The following is a 17,010-nucleotide window of genomic DNA, read 5'->3' as shown; positions in this document are numbered from 1 at the left end:
CCAAACAAAGGATGACCCATGCGACCCTCCGGACGAGATCTGAACCAAATGCGCGCCGTTTCCATCGAAACCGGTTTCACCAAACACGCTGAGGGATCCTGCCTGATCAAGATGGGTGATACCCATGTGCTCTGCAACGCCACCATTGAGGATCGTGTGCCGCCGTTTATCAAAGGCTCAGGTCTAGGTTGGGTAACCGCTGAATACGGCATGCTGCCCCGCGCGACCAACACCCGTATGCGCCGCGAAGCCGCGATGGGCAAACAGGGCGGCCGCACCGTCGAAATTCAGCGCCTGATCGGACGCGCACTGCGCGCCGGCTGTCGACCGCGTTGCACTCGGCGAGCGGCAGATCAGCATTGACTGTGATGTGCTGCAGGCCGACGGCGGCACCCGCTGTGCCTCCATCACCGGCGGCTGGGTTGCCCTACGTCTTGCGGTGAACAAGCTGATGAAAACCGGTGAGGTCAAGATTGATCCCCTTGTTGATCCCGTAGCCGCAGTTTCCTGCGGTATCTACGCGGGTCAGCCAGTGCTGGACCTCGATTACCCGGAAGATTCAGAGGCTGGCGTCGATGGCAACTTCATCATGACAGGTTCTGGCCAACTCATCGAAGTGCAGATGTCCGCTGAAGGATCCATGTTCAGCCGCGAGCAGATGGACACGCTAATGGATCTCGCAACCAAGGGCACCGCCGAACTGGCAGAACTGCAGAAGGCAGCCTGCGCATGACCCGCAAATTTGCTCGGCGACCGGTTGCTGGTCGCCACCCATAACAAAGGCAAGCTGGAGGAGATGAAACATCTCCTCCAACCCTTTGGCGTAAGTGTCGTTGGTGCCGGTGAGATGGAACTCCCTGAACCCGCCGAAACCGAAGATACATTTGTCGGGAATGCCCGGATCAAGGCCCATGCCGCCGCCAAGGCGACTGGTTTGCCTAGCTCTCTCCGATGACTCCGGAATCACCATTGATGCGCTAGATGGCGCCCCCGGCGTTTACACCGCTGACTGGGCGGAAACCGGTGATGGGCGCGATTTCATGATGGCCATGACCCGCGCCCATAATGAACTGGAAGCCAAGAGTGCAGCCCACCCCCGCCTTGCCCAATTTCGCTGCACGCTTGTTCTCGCCTGGCCCGATGGTCATGATGAGGTGTTCGAAGGCGTGATGCCCGGCCAACTGGTCTGGCCTATTCGCGGCAAGGATGGATTTGGCTATGATCCAATGTTCCAGCCAGATGGACATGATCAGACCTGTGCCGAAATGGATCGTTGGGCCAAAAACAAAATCAGCCATCGCGGTCAGGCCGTCGCAAAATTTGTCGAGGCGTGTTTCGGTGGATGATTGGCGCAACGGGGGGTTTGGTCTCTATGTGCATTGGCCCTTCTGTCAGGCCAAATGCCCCTATTGCGATTTCAACAGTCATGTCACCGCGCAGATCGACCAAAACCGTTGGGCTGCAGCCTATCGAGCGGACATGCTGCGCGCGGCCCCGTCTCTATCGGGACGCGTTCTGAATACGATTTTTTTCGGGGGTGGGACACCGTCCCTGATGCATCCCGATACTGTGGCCACAATTGTTGAGACTGCTAGGGAAATATGGCCTTTTTCCAATGACATAGAGATCTCTCTTGAAGCAAACCCAACCTCAGTCGAGGCTGGTCGTTTTACGGGATACCGGGATGCTGACGTCAACAGAATTTCTATGGGTATTCAGGCGCTTAACGACAATGACCTGCGCCGTCTTGGGCGGATGCACAGTGTTTCTGAGGCACAAAAGGCCTTTGATGTGGCTCGGAACTGCTTTGACAGAGTCAGTTTCGACCTGATCTATGCGCGTCAGGGTCAGACACTGGCTATAGCTGGCAACAGGAACTCGATCAAGCCTTGTCCATGGCGATTGACCACCTGTCCCTCTATCAATTGACCATTGAGGAGGGCACAGCGTTCGGCGATAGATACGCGCGAGGCAAGTTGCGCGATCTTCCTACCGACGACAACGCCGCTGATATGTATCTCGCCACCCAGGACATATGCGACAAGCATGGTCTGCCCGCCTATGAGGTCTCCAACCACGCGCGCCCCGGCGCGGAGTCGCGGCACAATCTGATCTACTGGCGCTATGGCGACTACCTTGGTATTGGGCCAGGAGCGCATGGGCGCCTGACTTTGGACGGCACCCGGTACGCCACGGAAACCTATCTGCAACCTGGCGCCTGGCTGGCAGCTGCAGAAGGCCAAACCGGGGAGTCTTCACGCACGCCACTTACTCCTGAAGATGCGAGTGCTGAATACCTTATGATGGGGATGCGATTGGTCGAGGGGCTCGAATTAGATCGGTTCCGTGCCTTGTCCGGTCATGCTCTCTCTTCCGAGCGGATCTCCAACCTCTGCGAAATTGGAATGTTAGAGCTCTCTGAAAATCGTATTCAGGCAACTGACGCTAAGCCGCGCGGTCCTAAATGCCGTCCTCCGCGATCTTCTAGTGGAGTAGCTTATGCGTCTTCTCTACGCTGCGCTTGGGCTTCTGTGTGTTGGATTGGCGCTTATCGGTGTCGTCCTTCCTCTCTTACCCACCGTTCCATTTTTGCTGCTCGCCAGTTTTTTCTTTGCCAATTCTTCCGAGCGGCTGCACGAGTGGATCATAAACCATCGCCTGTTTGGCCCTATGATCCAGGATTGGCAGGAACGAGGCGCCATTCGACCCGCCGCAAAAAAGGCGGCAACCATTTCAGTTGCCGCCGTATTCGGTTTGTCAGTTATTTTCTCGGCACCAAGCCACGTCCTGATCATTCAGGCCATCACACTTGGTGCCGTGATGATATTTATCTGGTCACGCCCTAACGGCTAAGACGCCCGCAAAGATCATCCAACTCATCCAGAGATGCGTAGCTGACTGAAAGAACGCCATTTTCACCACCAGCACGATGATCAATCGTCACTTTCATACGCAGCGCGGCTGAGAGATCTGCTTCCAAGGCGCGCGTATCCGCATCTTTCTCGGCTGTTTTCTTTGCCGAACGCGCTGTTGCAACTTGCAGGCTGCAGCGGCATCCTTTTTCACCAATGCCTCAGTCGCACGTACTGATAGACCACCTTTAACGATCTTCCTCGCCAAATCTGACGCATTGTCAGAAGTGATAAGAGCACGGGCATGACCCGCTGAGAGACGACGTTCTTGAACCAGAGACTGTACATCATCCGGCAGATGCAGCAGCCTGACCAGATTCGCGATATGGCTCCGGCTCTTACCAAGCGCTTCTGCCATTTTCTCTTGCGTATGGCCGAATTTATCCATCAGTTGTTTGTAACTCTGCGCCTCTTCCATCGCGTTGAGGTCAGAGCGTTGAATGTTCTCGATGATGGCAACTTCCATCATCTCGACATCGGAATAGTCCCGAATGATGACCGGCACTTCGTGCAGTTTTGCGCCTTGCGCAGCACGCCAGCGGCGTTCGTCAGCAACAATCTCATACTGTCCACCCGGACGCGGTCGCACGATAAGGGGCTGAAGAACCCCTTTCTCCCGGATCGACGCGGTCAGGTCATCCAGATCTTCCTGTAAAAACTGGCGACGCGGCTGATCCGGGTTCGCGATAACTTTCTCGATTGGCACCATGACTTCGGTGCTTCTGACTGCCTGTTTTTCTGTGCTAACAGGTTCCGGGTTCACATCCGCCATTAGAGCTGACAAGCCTCTTCCCAATCCTCTGGGTTTGTTTTTCTTTTCTGACATTACTGCGCCTCCAGCTGTGGTTAGGCTGCGAGTTTCTGATGTCTCGCAATCAGTTCTTCTGCAAGGGCGCGATACGCATTCGCCCCTAGCGAGTTCGTGTCGTAGTTCAACACGGGCAACGCATACGACGGCGCCTCGCTGACACGCACATTCCGAGGAATCTTCGTTTCAAAGACCAATTCCCCCAGATGCCCACGGGCGTCCTGCTCTACCTGCTGAGACAAGTTATTCCGCCGGTCGTACATCGTCAGCACAATCCCCTCAATCCGAAGGTTCGGGTTTGCTGTCTGGCGCACCTCACGGATTGTGAGCATCAGTTGTGAGACCCCCTCGAGTGCGAAAAATTCGCTTTGCAATGGGACCAGCACAGAATGGGACGCAACCATCGCGTTGACGGTCAATAGGTTCAAAGATGGAGGGCAATCGATCAGGACATAGTCCCAATCATAATCATCCATCGCCGAGCTGACGTAACGCATCGTGCAATAGAAAGCTGCGCTTCTCATTTGTAAAAAGCTCAATATCCGCCGAACTCAGATCAACCGTCGCCGGGATAATGCAAAGATCTTCAATCTCCGTCTCCCGAATGACATCATTCAACGCAACATCATCTACAAGAAGATCATAGGTTGTACGGGTGCGATCTGTCGCTTCGATTCCAAGACCGGTTGAGGCATTACCTTGCGGATCCAGGTCAACAACAAGGACCCGATATCCAGTCTCAACTAAAGCTGCCGCCAAGTTGATTGCGGTTGTTGTCTTGCCGACCCCACCCTTTTGATTGGCCACTGCTATAATTCGAGGCCCAGCTAAGCCGGGACAAATCAGACACGCGTCACTCCCCTGATTTCCAAAACAACCGCGTCGGGTTCAGTCCAACTCTTAGTGGATTTCAGGTCAAATTGCCATTGGCTCCGCGCGTTATCCACTTCTTTTTTCCATTGTAGCCCCTTGGAAAAAAGCGCGATTCCCTCCGGGTGGAGATGCCGTTCGACAAAGCCAAGCAGCGTCGAAAGATCGGCCAGTGCGCGTGCTGAGATGACATCAACCGCCATCGGCGGGACTTTTTCGATGCGCTCAGATACCACCGTTGCCTTTACACCGCATTCACGAATAGCCGTACGAAGAAATGCGCACTTTCGCTGATCACTTTCGATCAGAGTAATAGCGCAATCTGGTGCTCGCTCCGCGGCCAGAATCGCGACAACAACACCTGGAAAGCCACCGCCACTCCCGATATCAAGCCAGGACCGCGGAAAATCAATCCCTTGGCAAATCTGCACCGAATCTACGATGTGGCGATCCCATACATCGGCCAATGTGGATTTGGCGATAAGGTTGATTTTCGGAGACCACTTTTTAACAAGAGCTTCGTAGTGCTTAAGTCGCTCATATGTTTCACGTGAAACATATGACTCTCCGATATTGATCTCACCCATTTATGCAGTCTTCCCATGGCTCGTGGTATCGCCGCGGCGTAGCCTTGCCAGGATCAGTGCCAGCGCCGCTGGTGTCATTCCATCGACCCTCCCCGCTTGGGCCAGGGTTTCAGGTCTGGATTTTTCCAGTTTTCCACGCAGCTCGTTCGACAAGCCCTCAAAATCGTAGGAAAAGTCAAATGGAATACGATACCCCTCGTCGCGTTTCAGCGCTTCGATCTCCCGTTTCTGGCGAATGATGTAGTTCGCGTACAGGGCATCTCGCTCGATTTGACGTCGTATAGGGTCTTCGCAGGTTCCAAGATCGGGTAGCAGGCGCAAGATATCTTCGAACACCACATCAGTAAATGCCAATACGTCGGTCGCCGTCCGTCGGTTTCCGTCCTGATTTACCGTGATACCAGCTTCATTGATCTCCTTTGGGGTGAACCGTCGGCTGTCCATTTGGGATCGGGCCGCTTCAAGTTTTTCCATTTTTTGGGAAAAGAACTCACGACGCGTCTCACCGACACACCCCAGATCTAGCCCGATACCGGTCAACCTCTGATCAGCATTGTCGGCACGCAGAGACAGCCTGAATTCAGCCCGAGACGTGAACATCCGATAAGGCTCCGTCACCCCATTTGTTGTGAGATCATCGATCATCACGCCAATATAGCTGTCGGAGCGACTAAACGTGACCGGTTCCATCTCTTTTGAATACCGTGCTGCATTCAATCCTGCTACGAGCCCCTGTGCCGCAGCCTCCTCATATCCTGTGGTACCGTTAATTTGCCCCGCAAGATATAGACCCTGATGCGACTTTAGGGCCAGATCTAATCCCAAAGCGCGCGGATCCACATAGTCATACTCAATTGCATACCCTGGCTGCAAGATCACGGCGTCTTCCAAACCAAAAATGGAGCGAACATAACTCTCTTGGATATCTAGTGGCAGACTTGTCGAAATACCATTTGGGTAGACGGTATGATCATCTACACTTTCCGGTTCGAGGAAAATTTGATGACTTTCTTTGTCAGCAAATCGTACCACTTTATCTTCAATTGACGGGCAATAGCGCGGACCGACGCCGTCGATGTGCCCGCCATACATGGCCGATTTTCCGAGATTCTCCCGAATAATATCATGTGTCTGCGTGTTGGTATGTGTAATCCCACAAACGACTTGAGCTGCCGATGTAGATGTTGTCAAGAAACTGAAGAACGTAGGATCATCATCTCCGGGCTGACCCTCCAGCTTTTCCCATGCGATGGTACGGCCATCCAGTCGAGGTGGCGTTCCTGTTTTCAATCTACCAAGTTGTAAATCGAAACTGTCGAGCCTCTCTGCAAGTCGGATTGAAGGCTTATCTCCCATACGGCCGCCCGGCTTAGTCACATCACCGATGTGAATAACGCCCCTCAGAAAGGTTCCGGATGTCAGAATGACGGCGTGACTTTTGATCTGGCTTTCGTCAGCCAGACAGACGCCATTGACCTTGTTAGCAGTCATAAGAAAATCGGTGACTTCGCCTGGTATAATATCGAGGTTCGGCTGGGCTTCTGTCTCAGCCAACATCTCGCGACGATAGATCCTCCGATCTGACTGCGCCCTTGGGCCCTGCACAGTCAGCCCTTTGCGCCTATTAAGGAGGCGGAATTGTATGCCTGCTTTATCAGCGACACGCCCCATAACGCCATCGAGTGCGTCGATCTCTCGAACCAGATGCCCCTTACCCAATCCGCCAATTGCAGGATTGCACGACATCACGCCAATGCCCTCCTTCGTAAGAGTGACAAGAGCTGTCTTGGCCCCCATACGGGCGGCCGCATGGGCGGCCTCTGTCCCTGCATGACCACCACCAACAACGATGACGTCGTAATCTGGATGTTTCACGTGAAACACTCCTTACTTTCCCAAGCAAAAACTGGAGAAGATTTCATCCAACAGGTTCTCTACCCCTACACGGCCAACCAGCATCTCCAGGGCGCGAATGGCCGAACGCAGGTCTTCAGCAGCAACATCATAAAACTCTGGGCCGTATTTTAGAACATCTTGCGCGGCTTTCAGGCGGTCATATGCCGTCTTCATTGTCTCTCGATGCCGTGCACGCGTCGCAATACCTGCTTTACCAGCACGATTTTTCAGCGCTTTGGTGATATCCGCGATCAGCACGTCTATGCCCTGCCCGGTTTGTCCGGAAACCGCTTTTTCAGAAGTATCATTGCCGATCAGATCCGCCTTTGGGGTAACAACAATATCATCCTCAAGGATATCGATATCAATTGCATGTCGATCCTTGGTCAAAAACACGCGAAGGTCTGCCGCCTCTGCCCGTTTCTTCGCTATTTTGATGCCGATCCCTTCGACATGATCGTCAGTCTCGCGCAGGCCAGCGGTATCAAGAAGAGTGACAGGCAGACCCGCCAAATCCATCCTTACCTCGATCACGTCCCGGGTCGTCCCGGCATATTCCGATGTGATAGCAGCCTCGCGGCTAAGCCAGAGCGTTGAGTAGTGTTGACTTGCCAACGTTTGGCGCGCCGATGATTGCAACCTCAAACCCGCTGCGAATCCGTTCAGCCATCTGTACGCCAGAAATTTGAGGTTCCAAATCTGCTGTCACGCTTAGCCAAAAGCTCTTTGACTTCCTCAGTGACATCTACGGGGACATCTTCATCGGCGAAATCGATTGTTACCTCAATCAGGGATGCAGCACGAATAAGGTCTTTTCGCCAGCGCTCAGCCAAATCAGAAAGCCCACCGGCAAGCACGGCTTGCGCCTGTACCCGCTGCGCCTCGGTCTCTGCATCGATCAAATCCGCCAATGCCTCAACCTGGGAGAGGTCCAGTTTACCATTTTCAAGCGCACGACGGGTAAACTCACCTGGGTCTGCCAGCCGGACATCTTCAAACTGACCCAATAGATCAAGCATGGCGCTGACAACCGACGTGCTGCCGTGGACCTGAAATTCAACGGTGTCCTCACCAGTAAAGCTATTCGGGCTGAGCGAAAGTGAGCACCAAGGCTTCGTCGATACGCGCCTCGCTGCGATCAGACAGAACGCGCAACGCCCGACCAGGACAGGGCAAAGCACCGCCACTGATAACAGAAGCGGTGCTGATAGCCTTCGGGCCAGAGAGGCGAATAACCGAAACGCCTAGCCTTCCCTTGGGCGGAGGCCAGCGCAAAGATCGTGTCCATCAGGTGACCTTCCTTTCGTGCTTAGGCCAGTCTACTAGGTGTTCATTGAATCGAAGAATTCAGAATTTGTCTTTGTTTGCTTCAACTTAGACAAAAGAAATTCAATCGCGTCGGTGGTACCCATTGGGTTCAGAATCCGGCGTAACACAAATGTCTTGGCGAGATCGCCTTTATCGACGAGCAGATCCTCTTTCCGTGTACCGGATTTGAGGATGTCGATCGCTGGGAACACGCGTTTGTCTGCGATCTTCCGATCCAGGACGATTTCAGAGTTACCCGTCCCTTTGAATTCTTCAAAGATCACCTCGTCCATCCGACTACCGGTGTCGATGAGAGCTGTCGCGATGATCGTCAAAGAGCCGCCTTCTTCGATATTTCGGGCCGCACCAAAGAATCGTTTGGGGCGTTGCAGCGCGTTTGCATCAACACCGCCGGTCAAGACTTTACCAGAAGACGGCACGACTGTGTTGAATGCCCTACCAAGTCTTGTGATCGAGTCGAGAAGAATAACAACATCTCGTTTATGCTCCACCAAACGCTTGGCCTTCTCGATCACCATTTCGGACACCGCAACGTGGCGGGTCGCAGGTTCGTCGAAGGTGGAGGACACGACCTCACCCTTAACCGAGCGCTGCATATCGGTGACCTCTTCCGGACGTTCGTCGATCAGGAGAACGATCAGATAGCATTCCGGATGATTCTTCGCGATGGAATGCGCGATATTCTGGAGAATCACTGTCTTACCGGTCCGCGGTGGCGCCACGATCAGGGATCGCTGGCCTTTACCAATCGGGGAGACCAAATCGATCACGCGGGCAGAGCGATCTTTGATGGTCGGATCTTCGATCTCCATCTTCAGGCGCTCATCAGGATAAAGCGGTGTCAGGTTGTCAAAAGCGATCTTGTGACGGGCCTTCTCCGGCTCTTCGAAGTTGATTTTGGTGACATTCGTCAGCGCAAAATACCGTTCGTTTTCCAGCGGCGATTTGATCTGACCGTCAACCGTATCACCGGTCCGCAACGCATATTGCCGGATCATATCGGGCGAAACATAGATATCGTCGGGATCCGGCAGATAGTTGGCCTCAGGCGAGCGCAGGAACCCGAAGCCATCTTGAAGAACCTCAAGCACACCATCGCCAGCAATTTCCCAGCCCTCATCCGCGCGTTCGCGCAGAATCTGGAACATCATCTCGCCCTTGCGCATGGTGGAGGCGTTTTCGATCTCCAGCTCTTCGGCCATGGACAGCAGGTCCTTAGGGCTCTTGGCCTTAAGATCGGAAAGGTTCAGGGATTGAACGGTCATATATATACGGCCTTTACTCTCCCCTGAAATCTGGGGAGCGGTGTCATAGGTATAAGGAAGACACGAGTGCCCGGACGGGCCCGTTAGCCGCATACATAAGGGGTCCACCCTGCTGAGTCAAATCCCCGCTCAGAACTTGAAAATGACCGATATGACGATGACCACCATCAGCAGTGTCGGGACTTCGTTCATCATTCTATAGCTGCGACCACTGCGGGTGTTCTTCCCATTTGCGAAGTCACGGTGACGGATCAGCAGCCAGTGGTGAAACCAGGTCATCCCCAGAACGCTCAGGCCCTTCGTCCAGGGCCAAAGACTACTCCAGTCGACCAACCCCGGCGTCAGCACCATTAACGCCCCTGCAGCCCAGCTGACGTACATAGCGGGCCTCATGATGATGCGGAGCAACTTCTCTTCCATCATGACAAAGATAGGAAGGCTGTCCGGCACCTTCTCTGCCTGCTCCACGTGATAGACGAAAAGCCTCGGGAGGTAGAACAGACCTGCCATCCAGCTGATCACTGCCATGATGTGCAGAGATTTGGCGTAGGGGTAAATTTCAAAGAGCAGATCGCTCAGATCCATGGCTGGCCTCTCGGTTCCCTCTCTCCCCTTAAAATATAAGTATTTTAAAAGGATGATGTTTTAGTAGTGCACCCTAAAAACAGTGGATAACTGACTCGTCCACCGGCTTATCCCCGCTTGGGATAACTTACCAGCTTTACCCCCAGCGACATGATGCCCCTTGCTTAGGCAGGCTATAAAAACATGAGAAATATCACGTTCACTTTGGGGTTTGGATGTGGGGATAAACCTGGGGTGAAATCGGAGCAACTGAGATATCCACGATTTCTAAGTTATCCCTATCCTCTCAGGGCGAATCTGCTTAGCAAGCAAATGGGGATTTTGAGGTTCTCCACGGCTTGCGAAATGGCCGAAATTTCATACAAACCATCCTAAGATCATCACACTCTTGCCCACGGGGTTTTCCACATGTCTACCCACATCGTTCTGGCTTCCGGATCGCAGATACGCGCCCAGCTGCTGCGGCAGGCTGGCGTTCCGTTTGAGGTCGCCGCGGCCCGTATCGACGAAGCGGCGATCAAGGCGGCGCTTCTGGCTGAGGAGGCCACGCCGCGTGATATCTCCGATACGCTGGCAGAGGCGAAGGCGCGCAAGGTCAGCGCCAAGTTCCCCGGTGCCCTGGTGTTGGGCTGTGATCAGGTCCTCGAGTTTGATGGAAAATTGTTATCAAAACCAAAAGATTCGGATGACGCCTTTGCTCAGCTGAAGATGATGCGCGGTAAGCGACATATGTTATTGTCCGCTGCGGTCATCTATCGCGACAATGAGCCGCTGTGGCGGCATATCGGCCAGGTGCGGCTTAGGATGCGGTCCAGTTCGGATGCGTATCTGCGCAGTTATGTTGCGCGAAACTGGGACAGCATTCAGCATGCAGTTGGCGCATATAAGCTGGAAGAAGAAGGGGTTCGATTGTTCAGCGCCATCGAGGGAGACTATTTCAACGTGCTTGGATTACCGTTGTTGGAGCTGCTGAACTATCTGGCCCTTCAGGGAGTGATTGAGCAATGAATGATACTCGGATTCCGCTGGCTGGCGTGATCGGTAGCCCGGTGGCCCATTCCCGATCGCCATTGGTGCACGGCCATTGGCTCCAGACTTATGGGATTGCTGGTCACTATGTGCCGCTGCATGTCGAACCCGGTCAGTTGGAGGAGGTTGTCCGCAGTCTGCCCAAGATGGGGTTTGTCGGGGCCAACATCACCATCCCGCATAAAGAACAGATCATGGAGATCGCCGATCAGGTGACGGATCGTGCGACATTGATTGGGGCTGCCAATACGCTGATCTTCCGTCCCGACGGCTCAATTCTTGCTGATAATACAGATGGTTACGGGTTTATCACCAATCTACACCAGGCCGCGCCGGATTGGGATCCTGCCACCGGTCCTGCCGTAGTATTTGGGGTAGGCGGCGCCAGTCGCGCGGTGATCGCTTCACTGCTAGAGGCAGGCGTACCAGAGATTCTGCTGAGCAATCGCACGCGGGAACGCGCGGATCAGTTCCGCAGTGAGTTTGGCTCCCGCATTCAGGTCGTCGACTGGGTGCAGGTTGGCAATGTGATCGAACAGGCTGCACTCCTGGTGAATACAACCTCTCTTGGGATGGTTGGAAAGCCGCGTTTGCGTGTGCCCTTGGACGGGTTGCGCTCCAGCACTGTTGTGACGGATCTGGTCTATACACCGCTGAAAACGGATATGCTGCAATGGGCCGAGGATATCGGCTGTACCACCGTTGATGGTCTGGGAATGCTGTTACATCAGGCCGTACCGGGGTTTGAGCGCTGGTTTGGCAAACGACCTGAGGTTGACGCCGCAACGCGGGAGGCCGCATTGGCATGAGCTACGCGTTAGGGTTAACCGGATCCATCGGCATGGGGAAAAGCGCAACTGCGCAAATCTTTGCCGACGAAGGCTGCGCAGTCTGGGACGCGGATGCTGCGGTTCACCGTCTTTATGATGTGGGCGGCGCAGCGGTTGCCCCCATCGGGAATGCATGGCCAGCGGCCGTTATCGAAGGACGGGTTGATCGGGGTCGCTTGCGTGACATCATCGTGCGGCGATCGCAGCGCCCTGCCCCGGATTGAGAAAATCGTGCACCCGCTTGTCGCGGCTGACCGCGAGGCTTTCAGAGCGTCGTCGTCGCATGATGTTCTGGTGTTTGATATCCCGCTGCTGTTTGAAACTGGTGGTGACGCAGGAATGGATGCCGTCGCCTGTGTCTGGATCGATGCCGAGACCCAGCGCCAGCGGGTCCTTGCGCGCCAGACGATGACGGTTGAGCAATTTGAACAAATCCTGCAAAAACAGATGCCGATAGAGGATAAGAAAGCGCGGGCCGATTATCTGATCGAGACTGACACCCCGAACCACGCCAAAGCACAGGTACGGTCCATCCTCGCACAAATTAGAAGGCAGATCGCAGATGCGTGAAATCGTTCTTGATACGGAAACCACCGGCTTTGATCCGTTTTCTGGTGACCGGATTGTCGAAATCGGTGCGGTTGAACTGTTCAATCACATGCCGACGGGCGAGACATTTCACGTCTATATCAACCCCAAACGCTCCATGCCGCAGGATGCGTTTAAGGTGCACGGCATCGGGCCGGATCTTCTGGAGCCGCCACAGCAACCCGGTCCGGGCGCTGTAACACTGCGCGACAAGCCCGTGTTCGCGAAAGTGGGGCAGAAATTTCTGGATTTCGTCCGGGATTCCAAAATGGTGATCCATAACGCGGCTTTCGATATGAAGTTCCTCAATGCGGAGCTGGATTGGATGGGGCTGCCAAAGCTGCCGATGGAACAGGCGGTTGATACGCTGGCGATTGCCCGCAAACGCTTTCCCGGCTCGCCGGCGACGCTGGATGCGCTCTGCCGCCGCTTCAATATCGACAACAGCAATCGAACATTGCACGGCGCGTTGCTCGATTCCGAAATCCTGGCCGATGTTTATCTGGAACTGATCGGGGGGCGGCAGCCTGATTTTGGCCTTTCAACCTCCAATGACAAGGCTAGCAGCGGGGCGACGGTGACAGATGACTGGCGCCCGACCGCCCGGCCCTCCCCGCTGCCGTCGCGGCTGACAGAGCAGGAACAGGAAGCGCATGCCAAGTTTGTTGCGAAAATGGGGGATGACGCCCTGTGGAACGGCGCCGGTAGCTGATCCCTGACTTCAGGCCCAGAATGCAAAAACGCCGCTGAAAACAGCGGCGTTTTTCATATTCGAATTTGGCGAGCTCTTATTGCTGCGGCTGTTCTGCGGCCTCGGCCTGCTGACGGCGCGCCAGTTCGTTGCGATAGATCGCGACGAAATCGATATTGTCGAGGTTCAGCGGCGGGAAACCACCGTCGCGGGTGACGTCGGACACGATGCGACGCAGGAACGGGAAGAGCATACGCGGGCATTCGATCAGCAGGAACGGGTGCAGCTGATCTTCGGGAATGCCGGAGATGTTGAAAATCCCGACATATTCCAGTTCCAGAACGAAGAGAACGACATTGCCTTCTTTGTCCTTGGACTCGATGTTCAGTTTGGTCATCACCTCATACTGGTTTTCCGCCTGACGCTTCTTTGCATCAAGGGCAACCTGCACGCTGACATCGGGCTGAACGTCAGCGCCGACGCCTTTTTGTGCCATGACGTTTTCGAACGACATATCGCGGATGAACTGGCCCAGGATATTCATCTGGACTTGCGGCTGCTGCACGCCTTCTGTTGCGCCGTTTTCGGCCATGAAGCTACTCCTAAACTATGTTTTGCCCGTGCTTATCAGCTTGGCGGCGGTACCTCAACGGGGGTGTCGCGCCACCCGCCTAGCCCTGCCCATCAACCCAGCCGGAGGGGCCTTTTCGCGGTCGATCCTTGCTGACATCTTCATAGTCTGCATCAATGATATCGCCCTGCGGTTTAGGGGAATTGTCGCTCGGATAGCTGCGGCCGTGCATGCTGCCGGGGCCCATCTGGAACCGGGCCACCGTCACTTTTGAGCGGAGGTAGCGATAGACGGCAATACGTATCTGCGGGACCAGAAGGGCGAAGCCAACCGCGTCTGTGAAAAACCCGGGCGTAAGCAGCAGGGCACCGGCCACCAGGATCATGGCGCCATGCGCCAGCGGCTCGGTGGGGTCGTTCAACTGCTCGAAAGAGGCACGAAGCTGGCCGAGGGCCAACCGCCCCTGTGTTCGAACCAGCCAGGTTCCCAACACGGCTGTCAGCACCACGATGGCCAGCGTTGGCCAGAGGCCGATCGCGCCACCGACTTGAATAAAAAGTGCGATTTCAATGATCGGAACCATCAGAAAGGCGAGAAAGAGATACATGCTGGGTTTCCTCAGAACTTGCGCGGGACGGTGGACTTGCGCCGACCCGTCACCTACATAAGGTTGGAACGCTTTAGTTTCAAACGAAGCATGAACATCTACCGTAGAGGTTGTTATGGAGTCGCCCGTGATTCAGCTGTTGGTTTTGGCCGGTATTGCCGTGTTTTTGATCCTACGCCTGAAAAGCGTTTTGGGCACCCGTGAAGGGTTTGAAAAGCCGGCTGTGCCGCAGGCTGATCGCCAGAACCGACGCCCCGAACTTGAGGTGATCGAAGGCGGGCCGGATCACGACATCGTTGACTACGTCCCCGAGGACAGCCCCCAGGCCAGCGATCTTGCCGCGATGAAGAAGGCCGAACCATCCTTCGAGGTGCGCGAGTTCGTGCAGGGTGCCCGCGGCGCCTATGAAATGATCCTGATGGCCTTTGAACGCGGCGAGCTGGATGATATTGAAGCTTTCCTCGCGCCGGACGTCTTTGACAGTTTTGTCACCGCTGTTGCCCACCGTGAGGATCAGGGGCTGACGATTGAGGCGGAATTTATCGGTGTCCGCGAGACGACGTTGACCGACACCAGCTTTGATCCGGCAACTGGCGATGCACAGATTACGATGCGGTTTGTCGCTGAGTTGACCTCGGTTGTGCGTGATCGCGGTGGAGATATTGTTGAGGGTGATCCCAAGGCGGTGAAACGCCAGAAAGACACTTGGGTCTTTGGCCGTACCATGGGCAGCGCGGACCCGAACTGGCATCTGGTCGCCACGGACGCATGATGCGTGGGCTTCGGCGGGCACTTTGTGCGCTGGCTCTTGGAGCTGGCGCATATTTGTTTCCGCAGGGCGGACAGGCGGAAACCAGCTACACCATGCTGTCGTTCTCTCAGCTGGAGGGCTGGGCAGAGGATGACCACAAAGCGGCGCTGGGTGCATTTCTGCAGACTTGCCGGGATCTGAATGATCCCGACTGGCGTGCGCTCTGTGCGTTGGCCAACGAACAAGACCCAAAGGCCGCGCGCGGCTTCTTCCAGCTGTTCTTTCGCCCAGTCCTGATTGAAGACGGCGCGCCAGCGCTGTTCACCGGCTATTTTGAACCCGAACTCTCGGGTGCGCGCCGACCCAGCTCGCGCTACCGGTACCCGGTTTATCGCCAGCCACCGGAGGCGCGCAAGATCAGCCAGTGGCTGACACGACGCGAGATGCTGACAAGCGGCGTGATGGAGGGGCGCGGATTGGAAATCGCCTGGGTCGACGATCCGGTAGAGCTGTTTTTTCTGCAAATTCAGGGATCTGGGCGAATTCGCCTTCCTGATGGGTCGTCGATCCGTGTCGGCTACGGTGGTGCAAACGGCCATGAATACCGGTCCATCGGTACCGAATTGGTCCGTCGAGGTATCTACAATATCCATCAGGTCAGCGCCGCAGTGATCAAACGCTGGGTGCGGCGCAACCCTCTCGCTGCAGCGAGGATCTCCTGATGCACAACCCCTCGTATGTGTTTTTCCGCGAGGTGAGCCGCATCCCCGCCTCTGCTTAGCCCGCTGGGGGCAATGAACCGTTCTGTGACCACCCTGCGCAGTCTGGCAGTTGATCCACGTTTCACGCCGCTGGGTGCGCCGGTCTGGTTGGAAAAAGACGGAGCGAAGCCGATGCGCTAAGCTGATGATTGCGCAGGATACCGGATCAGCGATCAAGGGCGCGCAGCGGGCCGATGTGTTTTTTGGCAGCGGTGACGAAGCCGGGATTGAGGCCAGCAAGCTGCGAGATCCCGGCCGCATGGTGGTGCTTCTGCCTATTCAGCGTGCCTATGCGTTGCTACCGGGAGACGATTGATGACCCGCCGCAAACTGACATCTGAGGAAATCGACCTCTGGCACCGCGTCGCCAAACAGGCGGAGCGGCTACACCCCAAAACACGCACCGCTCCTGCCACTGCCCATTTGCCAAAACCAAAGCCGACAAAATCGCCGCTTCCGCCGCAAGAGCGGTTCACGCCAGAGCTGTTCGAGTTGGGGTCCAAGGCGGGATCAAAGCTAGCCAGGCATGATCTGAAGCCCAGTGTCACCAGTGGTCTGATCGCCGCGCCGATGCAGATGGACGGCAAGGCCTACCGTAAGATGAAACGCGGCAAACTGAAGCCAGAGGGTAAGCTGGATCTGCATGGAATGCGGGTTGATTCCGCCCATCCGGCGCTGGTTGGTTTTGTCCTGTCAGCGCATTCTGCCGGCAAGCGGCTGGTGCTGGTGATCACCGGCAAGGGGAAGGATCGCGACGAACCCGGCCCGATGCCGGTTCCCCGTGGCGTGTTGCGGCATCAGGTGCCGCAGTGGTTGTCCCTGCCGCCATTGTCGCAGGTGGTGCTTCAGGTGACGCTCAGCCCATGTCAGCCATGGTGGCGGTGGGGCGTATTACGTCTATCTGCGCCGCCACCGCTGAGACCGGTTCAA

At 55.5% G+C, this 17,010-nt stretch carries 11 protein-coding genes and 9 pseudogenes; 11 read left to right on the top strand and 9 right to left on the bottom strand.

The features are described from left to right. Positions 1 to 18: 18 nt before the first annotated feature. The 4 genes and pseudogenes from rph to L0Z65_RS13985 all read left to right on the top strand — a co-directional run bounded on the left by rph (position 19) and on the right by L0Z65_RS13985 (position 2,853). Positions 19 to 733: pseudogene (rph, locus tag L0Z65_RS14000) on the top strand (ribonuclease PH). After that, positions 730 to 1,346 (top strand): annotated as a pseudogene (rdgB, locus tag L0Z65_RS13995) (RdgB/HAM1 family non-canonical purine NTP pyrophosphatase). The pseudogenes rph and rdgB overlap by 4 nt, the downstream one beginning before the upstream one ends. Continuing rightward, positions 1,339 to 2,496, top strand: a pseudogene (gene hemW, locus L0Z65_RS13990) (radical SAM family heme chaperone HemW). Before rdgB ends, hemW begins: the two co-directional pseudogenes overlap by 8 nt. A 3-nt stretch (positions 2,497 to 2,499) precedes the next feature. Then, on the top strand, positions 2,500 to 2,853 hold the full coding sequence (locus L0Z65_RS13985; RefSeq protein WP_096872965.1) for a YbaN family protein: 354 nt from the start codon (positions 2,500 to 2,502) through the stop codon (positions 2,851 to 2,853). On the opposite strand, the pseudogene L0Z65_RS13980 reads toward L0Z65_RS13985, so the two are convergent. From L0Z65_RS13980 to L0Z65_RS13950, 7 genes and pseudogenes are all read right to left on the bottom strand, one after another. Continuing rightward, a pseudogene (locus L0Z65_RS13980) lies at positions 2,843 to 3,738 on the bottom strand (ParB/RepB/Spo0J family partition protein). The gene L0Z65_RS13985 and the pseudogene L0Z65_RS13980 sit on opposite strands and share 11 nt — an antisense overlap. Before the next feature lie 20 nt (positions 3,739 to 3,758). After that, a pseudogene (locus tag L0Z65_RS13975) lies at positions 3,759 to 4,570 on the bottom strand (ParA family protein). Further along, positions 4,563 to 5,177: a 16S rRNA (guanine(527)-N(7))-methyltransferase RsmG gene (gene rsmG, locus L0Z65_RS13970; protein WP_405108511.1), complete on the bottom strand. Its 615-nt coding sequence runs from the start codon at positions 5,175 to 5,177 to the stop codon at positions 4,563 to 4,565. Before rsmG ends, L0Z65_RS13975 begins: the two are co-directional and overlap by 8 nt. Then, complete coding sequence (gene mnmG, locus L0Z65_RS13965) at positions 5,178 to 7,052, bottom strand: tRNA uridine-5-carboxymethylaminomethyl(34) synthesis enzyme MnmG (protein WP_405108508.1); 1,875 nt, start codon at positions 7,050 to 7,052, stop codon at positions 5,178 to 5,180. 12 nt (positions 7,053 to 7,064) lie between these two features. Continuing rightward, a pseudogene (gene mnmE / locus L0Z65_RS13960) lies at positions 7,065 to 8,361 on the bottom strand (tRNA uridine-5-carboxymethylaminomethyl(34) synthesis GTPase MnmE). Between the two features lie 34 nt (positions 8,362 to 8,395). After that, positions 8,396 to 9,667, bottom strand: coding sequence for a transcription termination factor Rho (gene rho / locus L0Z65_RS13955; protein WP_405108505.1), 1,272 nt, complete (start codon positions 9,665 to 9,667; stop codon positions 8,396 to 8,398). A 129-nt stretch (positions 9,668 to 9,796) separates the two neighbouring features. Further along, positions 9,797 to 10,252 carry a CopD family protein gene (locus L0Z65_RS13950; protein WP_405108502.1) on the bottom strand — a complete coding sequence of 152 codons (456 nt, stop codon included), beginning with the start codon at positions 10,250 to 10,252 and terminating at the stop codon, positions 9,797 to 9,799. 408 nt (positions 10,253 to 10,660) lie between these two features. On the opposite strand from L0Z65_RS13950, the gene L0Z65_RS13945 reads away from it, so the two are divergent. From L0Z65_RS13945 to dnaQ, 4 genes and pseudogenes are all read left to right on the top strand, one after another. Next, complete coding sequence (locus L0Z65_RS13945) at positions 10,661 to 11,260, top strand: Maf family protein (RefSeq protein WP_405108499.1); 600 nt, start codon at positions 10,661 to 10,663, stop codon at positions 11,258 to 11,260. Then, complete coding sequence (locus L0Z65_RS13940; protein ID WP_405108496.1) at positions 11,257 to 12,090, top strand: shikimate dehydrogenase; 834 nt, start codon at positions 11,257 to 11,259, stop codon at positions 12,088 to 12,090. The genes L0Z65_RS13945 and L0Z65_RS13940 overlap by 4 nt, the downstream gene beginning before the upstream one ends. Beyond that, positions 12,087 to 12,681, top strand: a pseudogene (gene coaE, locus L0Z65_RS13935) (dephospho-CoA kinase). The gene L0Z65_RS13940 and the pseudogene coaE overlap by 4 nt, the downstream one beginning before the upstream one ends. Next, on the top strand, positions 12,674 to 13,411 hold the full coding sequence (gene dnaQ, locus L0Z65_RS13930; RefSeq protein WP_102898070.1) for a DNA polymerase III subunit epsilon: 738 nt from the start codon (positions 12,674 to 12,676) through the stop codon (positions 13,409 to 13,411). The pseudogene coaE and the gene dnaQ overlap by 8 nt, the downstream one beginning before the upstream one ends. 76 nt (positions 13,412 to 13,487) lie before the next feature. On the opposite strand, the gene secB is transcribed toward dnaQ, so the two are convergent. Both secB and L0Z65_RS13920 read right to left on the bottom strand, forming a co-directional pair. Beyond that, positions 13,488 to 13,982 (bottom strand): protein-export chaperone SecB, encoded by a 495-nt coding sequence (gene secB / locus L0Z65_RS13925; protein ID WP_014876402.1) that lies wholly within the window; start codon positions 13,980 to 13,982, stop codon positions 13,488 to 13,490. A gap of 79 nt (positions 13,983 to 14,061) precedes the next feature. Continuing rightward, complete coding sequence (locus tag L0Z65_RS13920; RefSeq protein WP_096872974.1) at positions 14,062 to 14,568, bottom strand: FxsA family protein; 507 nt, start codon at positions 14,566 to 14,568, stop codon at positions 14,062 to 14,064. 115 nt (positions 14,569 to 14,683) lie between these two features. On the opposite strand from L0Z65_RS13920, the gene L0Z65_RS13915 reads away from it, so the two are divergent. The 3 genes and pseudogenes from L0Z65_RS13915 to L0Z65_RS13905 all read left to right on the top strand — a co-directional run bounded on the left by L0Z65_RS13915 (position 14,684) and on the right by L0Z65_RS13905 (position 16,999). After that, positions 14,684 to 15,340, top strand: coding sequence for a Tim44/TimA family putative adaptor protein (locus L0Z65_RS13915; protein ID WP_040175100.1), 657 nt, complete (start codon positions 14,684 to 14,686; stop codon positions 15,338 to 15,340). Next, positions 15,337 to 16,396: pseudogene (locus L0Z65_RS13910) on the top strand (murein transglycosylase A). Before L0Z65_RS13915 ends, L0Z65_RS13910 begins: the two are co-directional and overlap by 4 nt. Further along, positions 16,396 to 16,999: pseudogene (locus L0Z65_RS13905) on the top strand (Smr/MutS family protein). Before L0Z65_RS13910 ends, L0Z65_RS13905 begins: the two co-directional pseudogenes overlap by 1 nt. Positions 17,000 to 17,010 lie beyond the last annotated feature (11 nt).

Origin of the sequence: Phaeobacter sp. BS52 (genome assembly GCF_045040595.1) — a bacterium.
Lineage (GTDB): Bacteria > Pseudomonadota > Alphaproteobacteria > Rhodobacterales > Rhodobacteraceae > Phaeobacter > Phaeobacter piscinae.
Note: the sequence above shows the minus strand (reverse complement) of the source record. Positions and strands in the feature narration are given on the sequence as shown.

Excerpts from the sequence above, each read along its gene's own strand:
- L0Z65_RS13985 (WP_096872965.1), top strand. The coding sequence starts at position 2,500 with ATGCGTCTTCTCTACGCTGCGCTTGGGCTTCTGTGTGTTGGATTGGCG.
- L0Z65_RS13915 (WP_040175100.1), top strand. The coding sequence starts at position 14,684 with ATGGAGTCGCCCGTGATTCAGCTGTTGGTTTTGGCCGGTATTGCCGTG.
- L0Z65_RS13940 (WP_405108496.1), top strand. The coding sequence starts at position 11,257 with ATGAATGATACTCGGATTCCGCTGGCTGGCGTGATCGGTAGCCCGGTG.
- L0Z65_RS13950 (WP_405108502.1), bottom strand. The coding sequence starts at position 10,252 with ATGGATCTGAGCGATCTGCTCTTTGAAATTTACCCCTACGCCAAATCT.
- secB (WP_014876402.1), bottom strand. The coding sequence starts at position 13,982 with ATGGCCGAAAACGGCGCAACAGAAGGCGTGCAGCAGCCGCAAGTCCAG.
- L0Z65_RS13945 (WP_405108499.1), top strand. The coding sequence starts at position 10,661 with ATGTCTACCCACATCGTTCTGGCTTCCGGATCGCAGATACGCGCCCAG.
- dnaQ (WP_102898070.1), top strand. The coding sequence starts at position 12,674 with ATGCGTGAAATCGTTCTTGATACGGAAACCACCGGCTTTGATCCGTTT.
- rsmG (WP_405108511.1), bottom strand. The coding sequence starts at position 5,177 with ATGGGTGAGATCAATATCGGAGAGTCATATGTTTCACGTGAAACATAT.
- rho (WP_405108505.1), bottom strand. The coding sequence starts at position 9,667 with ATGACCGTTCAATCCCTGAACCTTTCCGATCTTAAGGCCAAGAGCCCT.
- L0Z65_RS13920 (WP_096872974.1), bottom strand. The coding sequence starts at position 14,568 with ATGTATCTCTTTCTCGCCTTTCTGATGGTTCCGATCATTGAAATCGCA.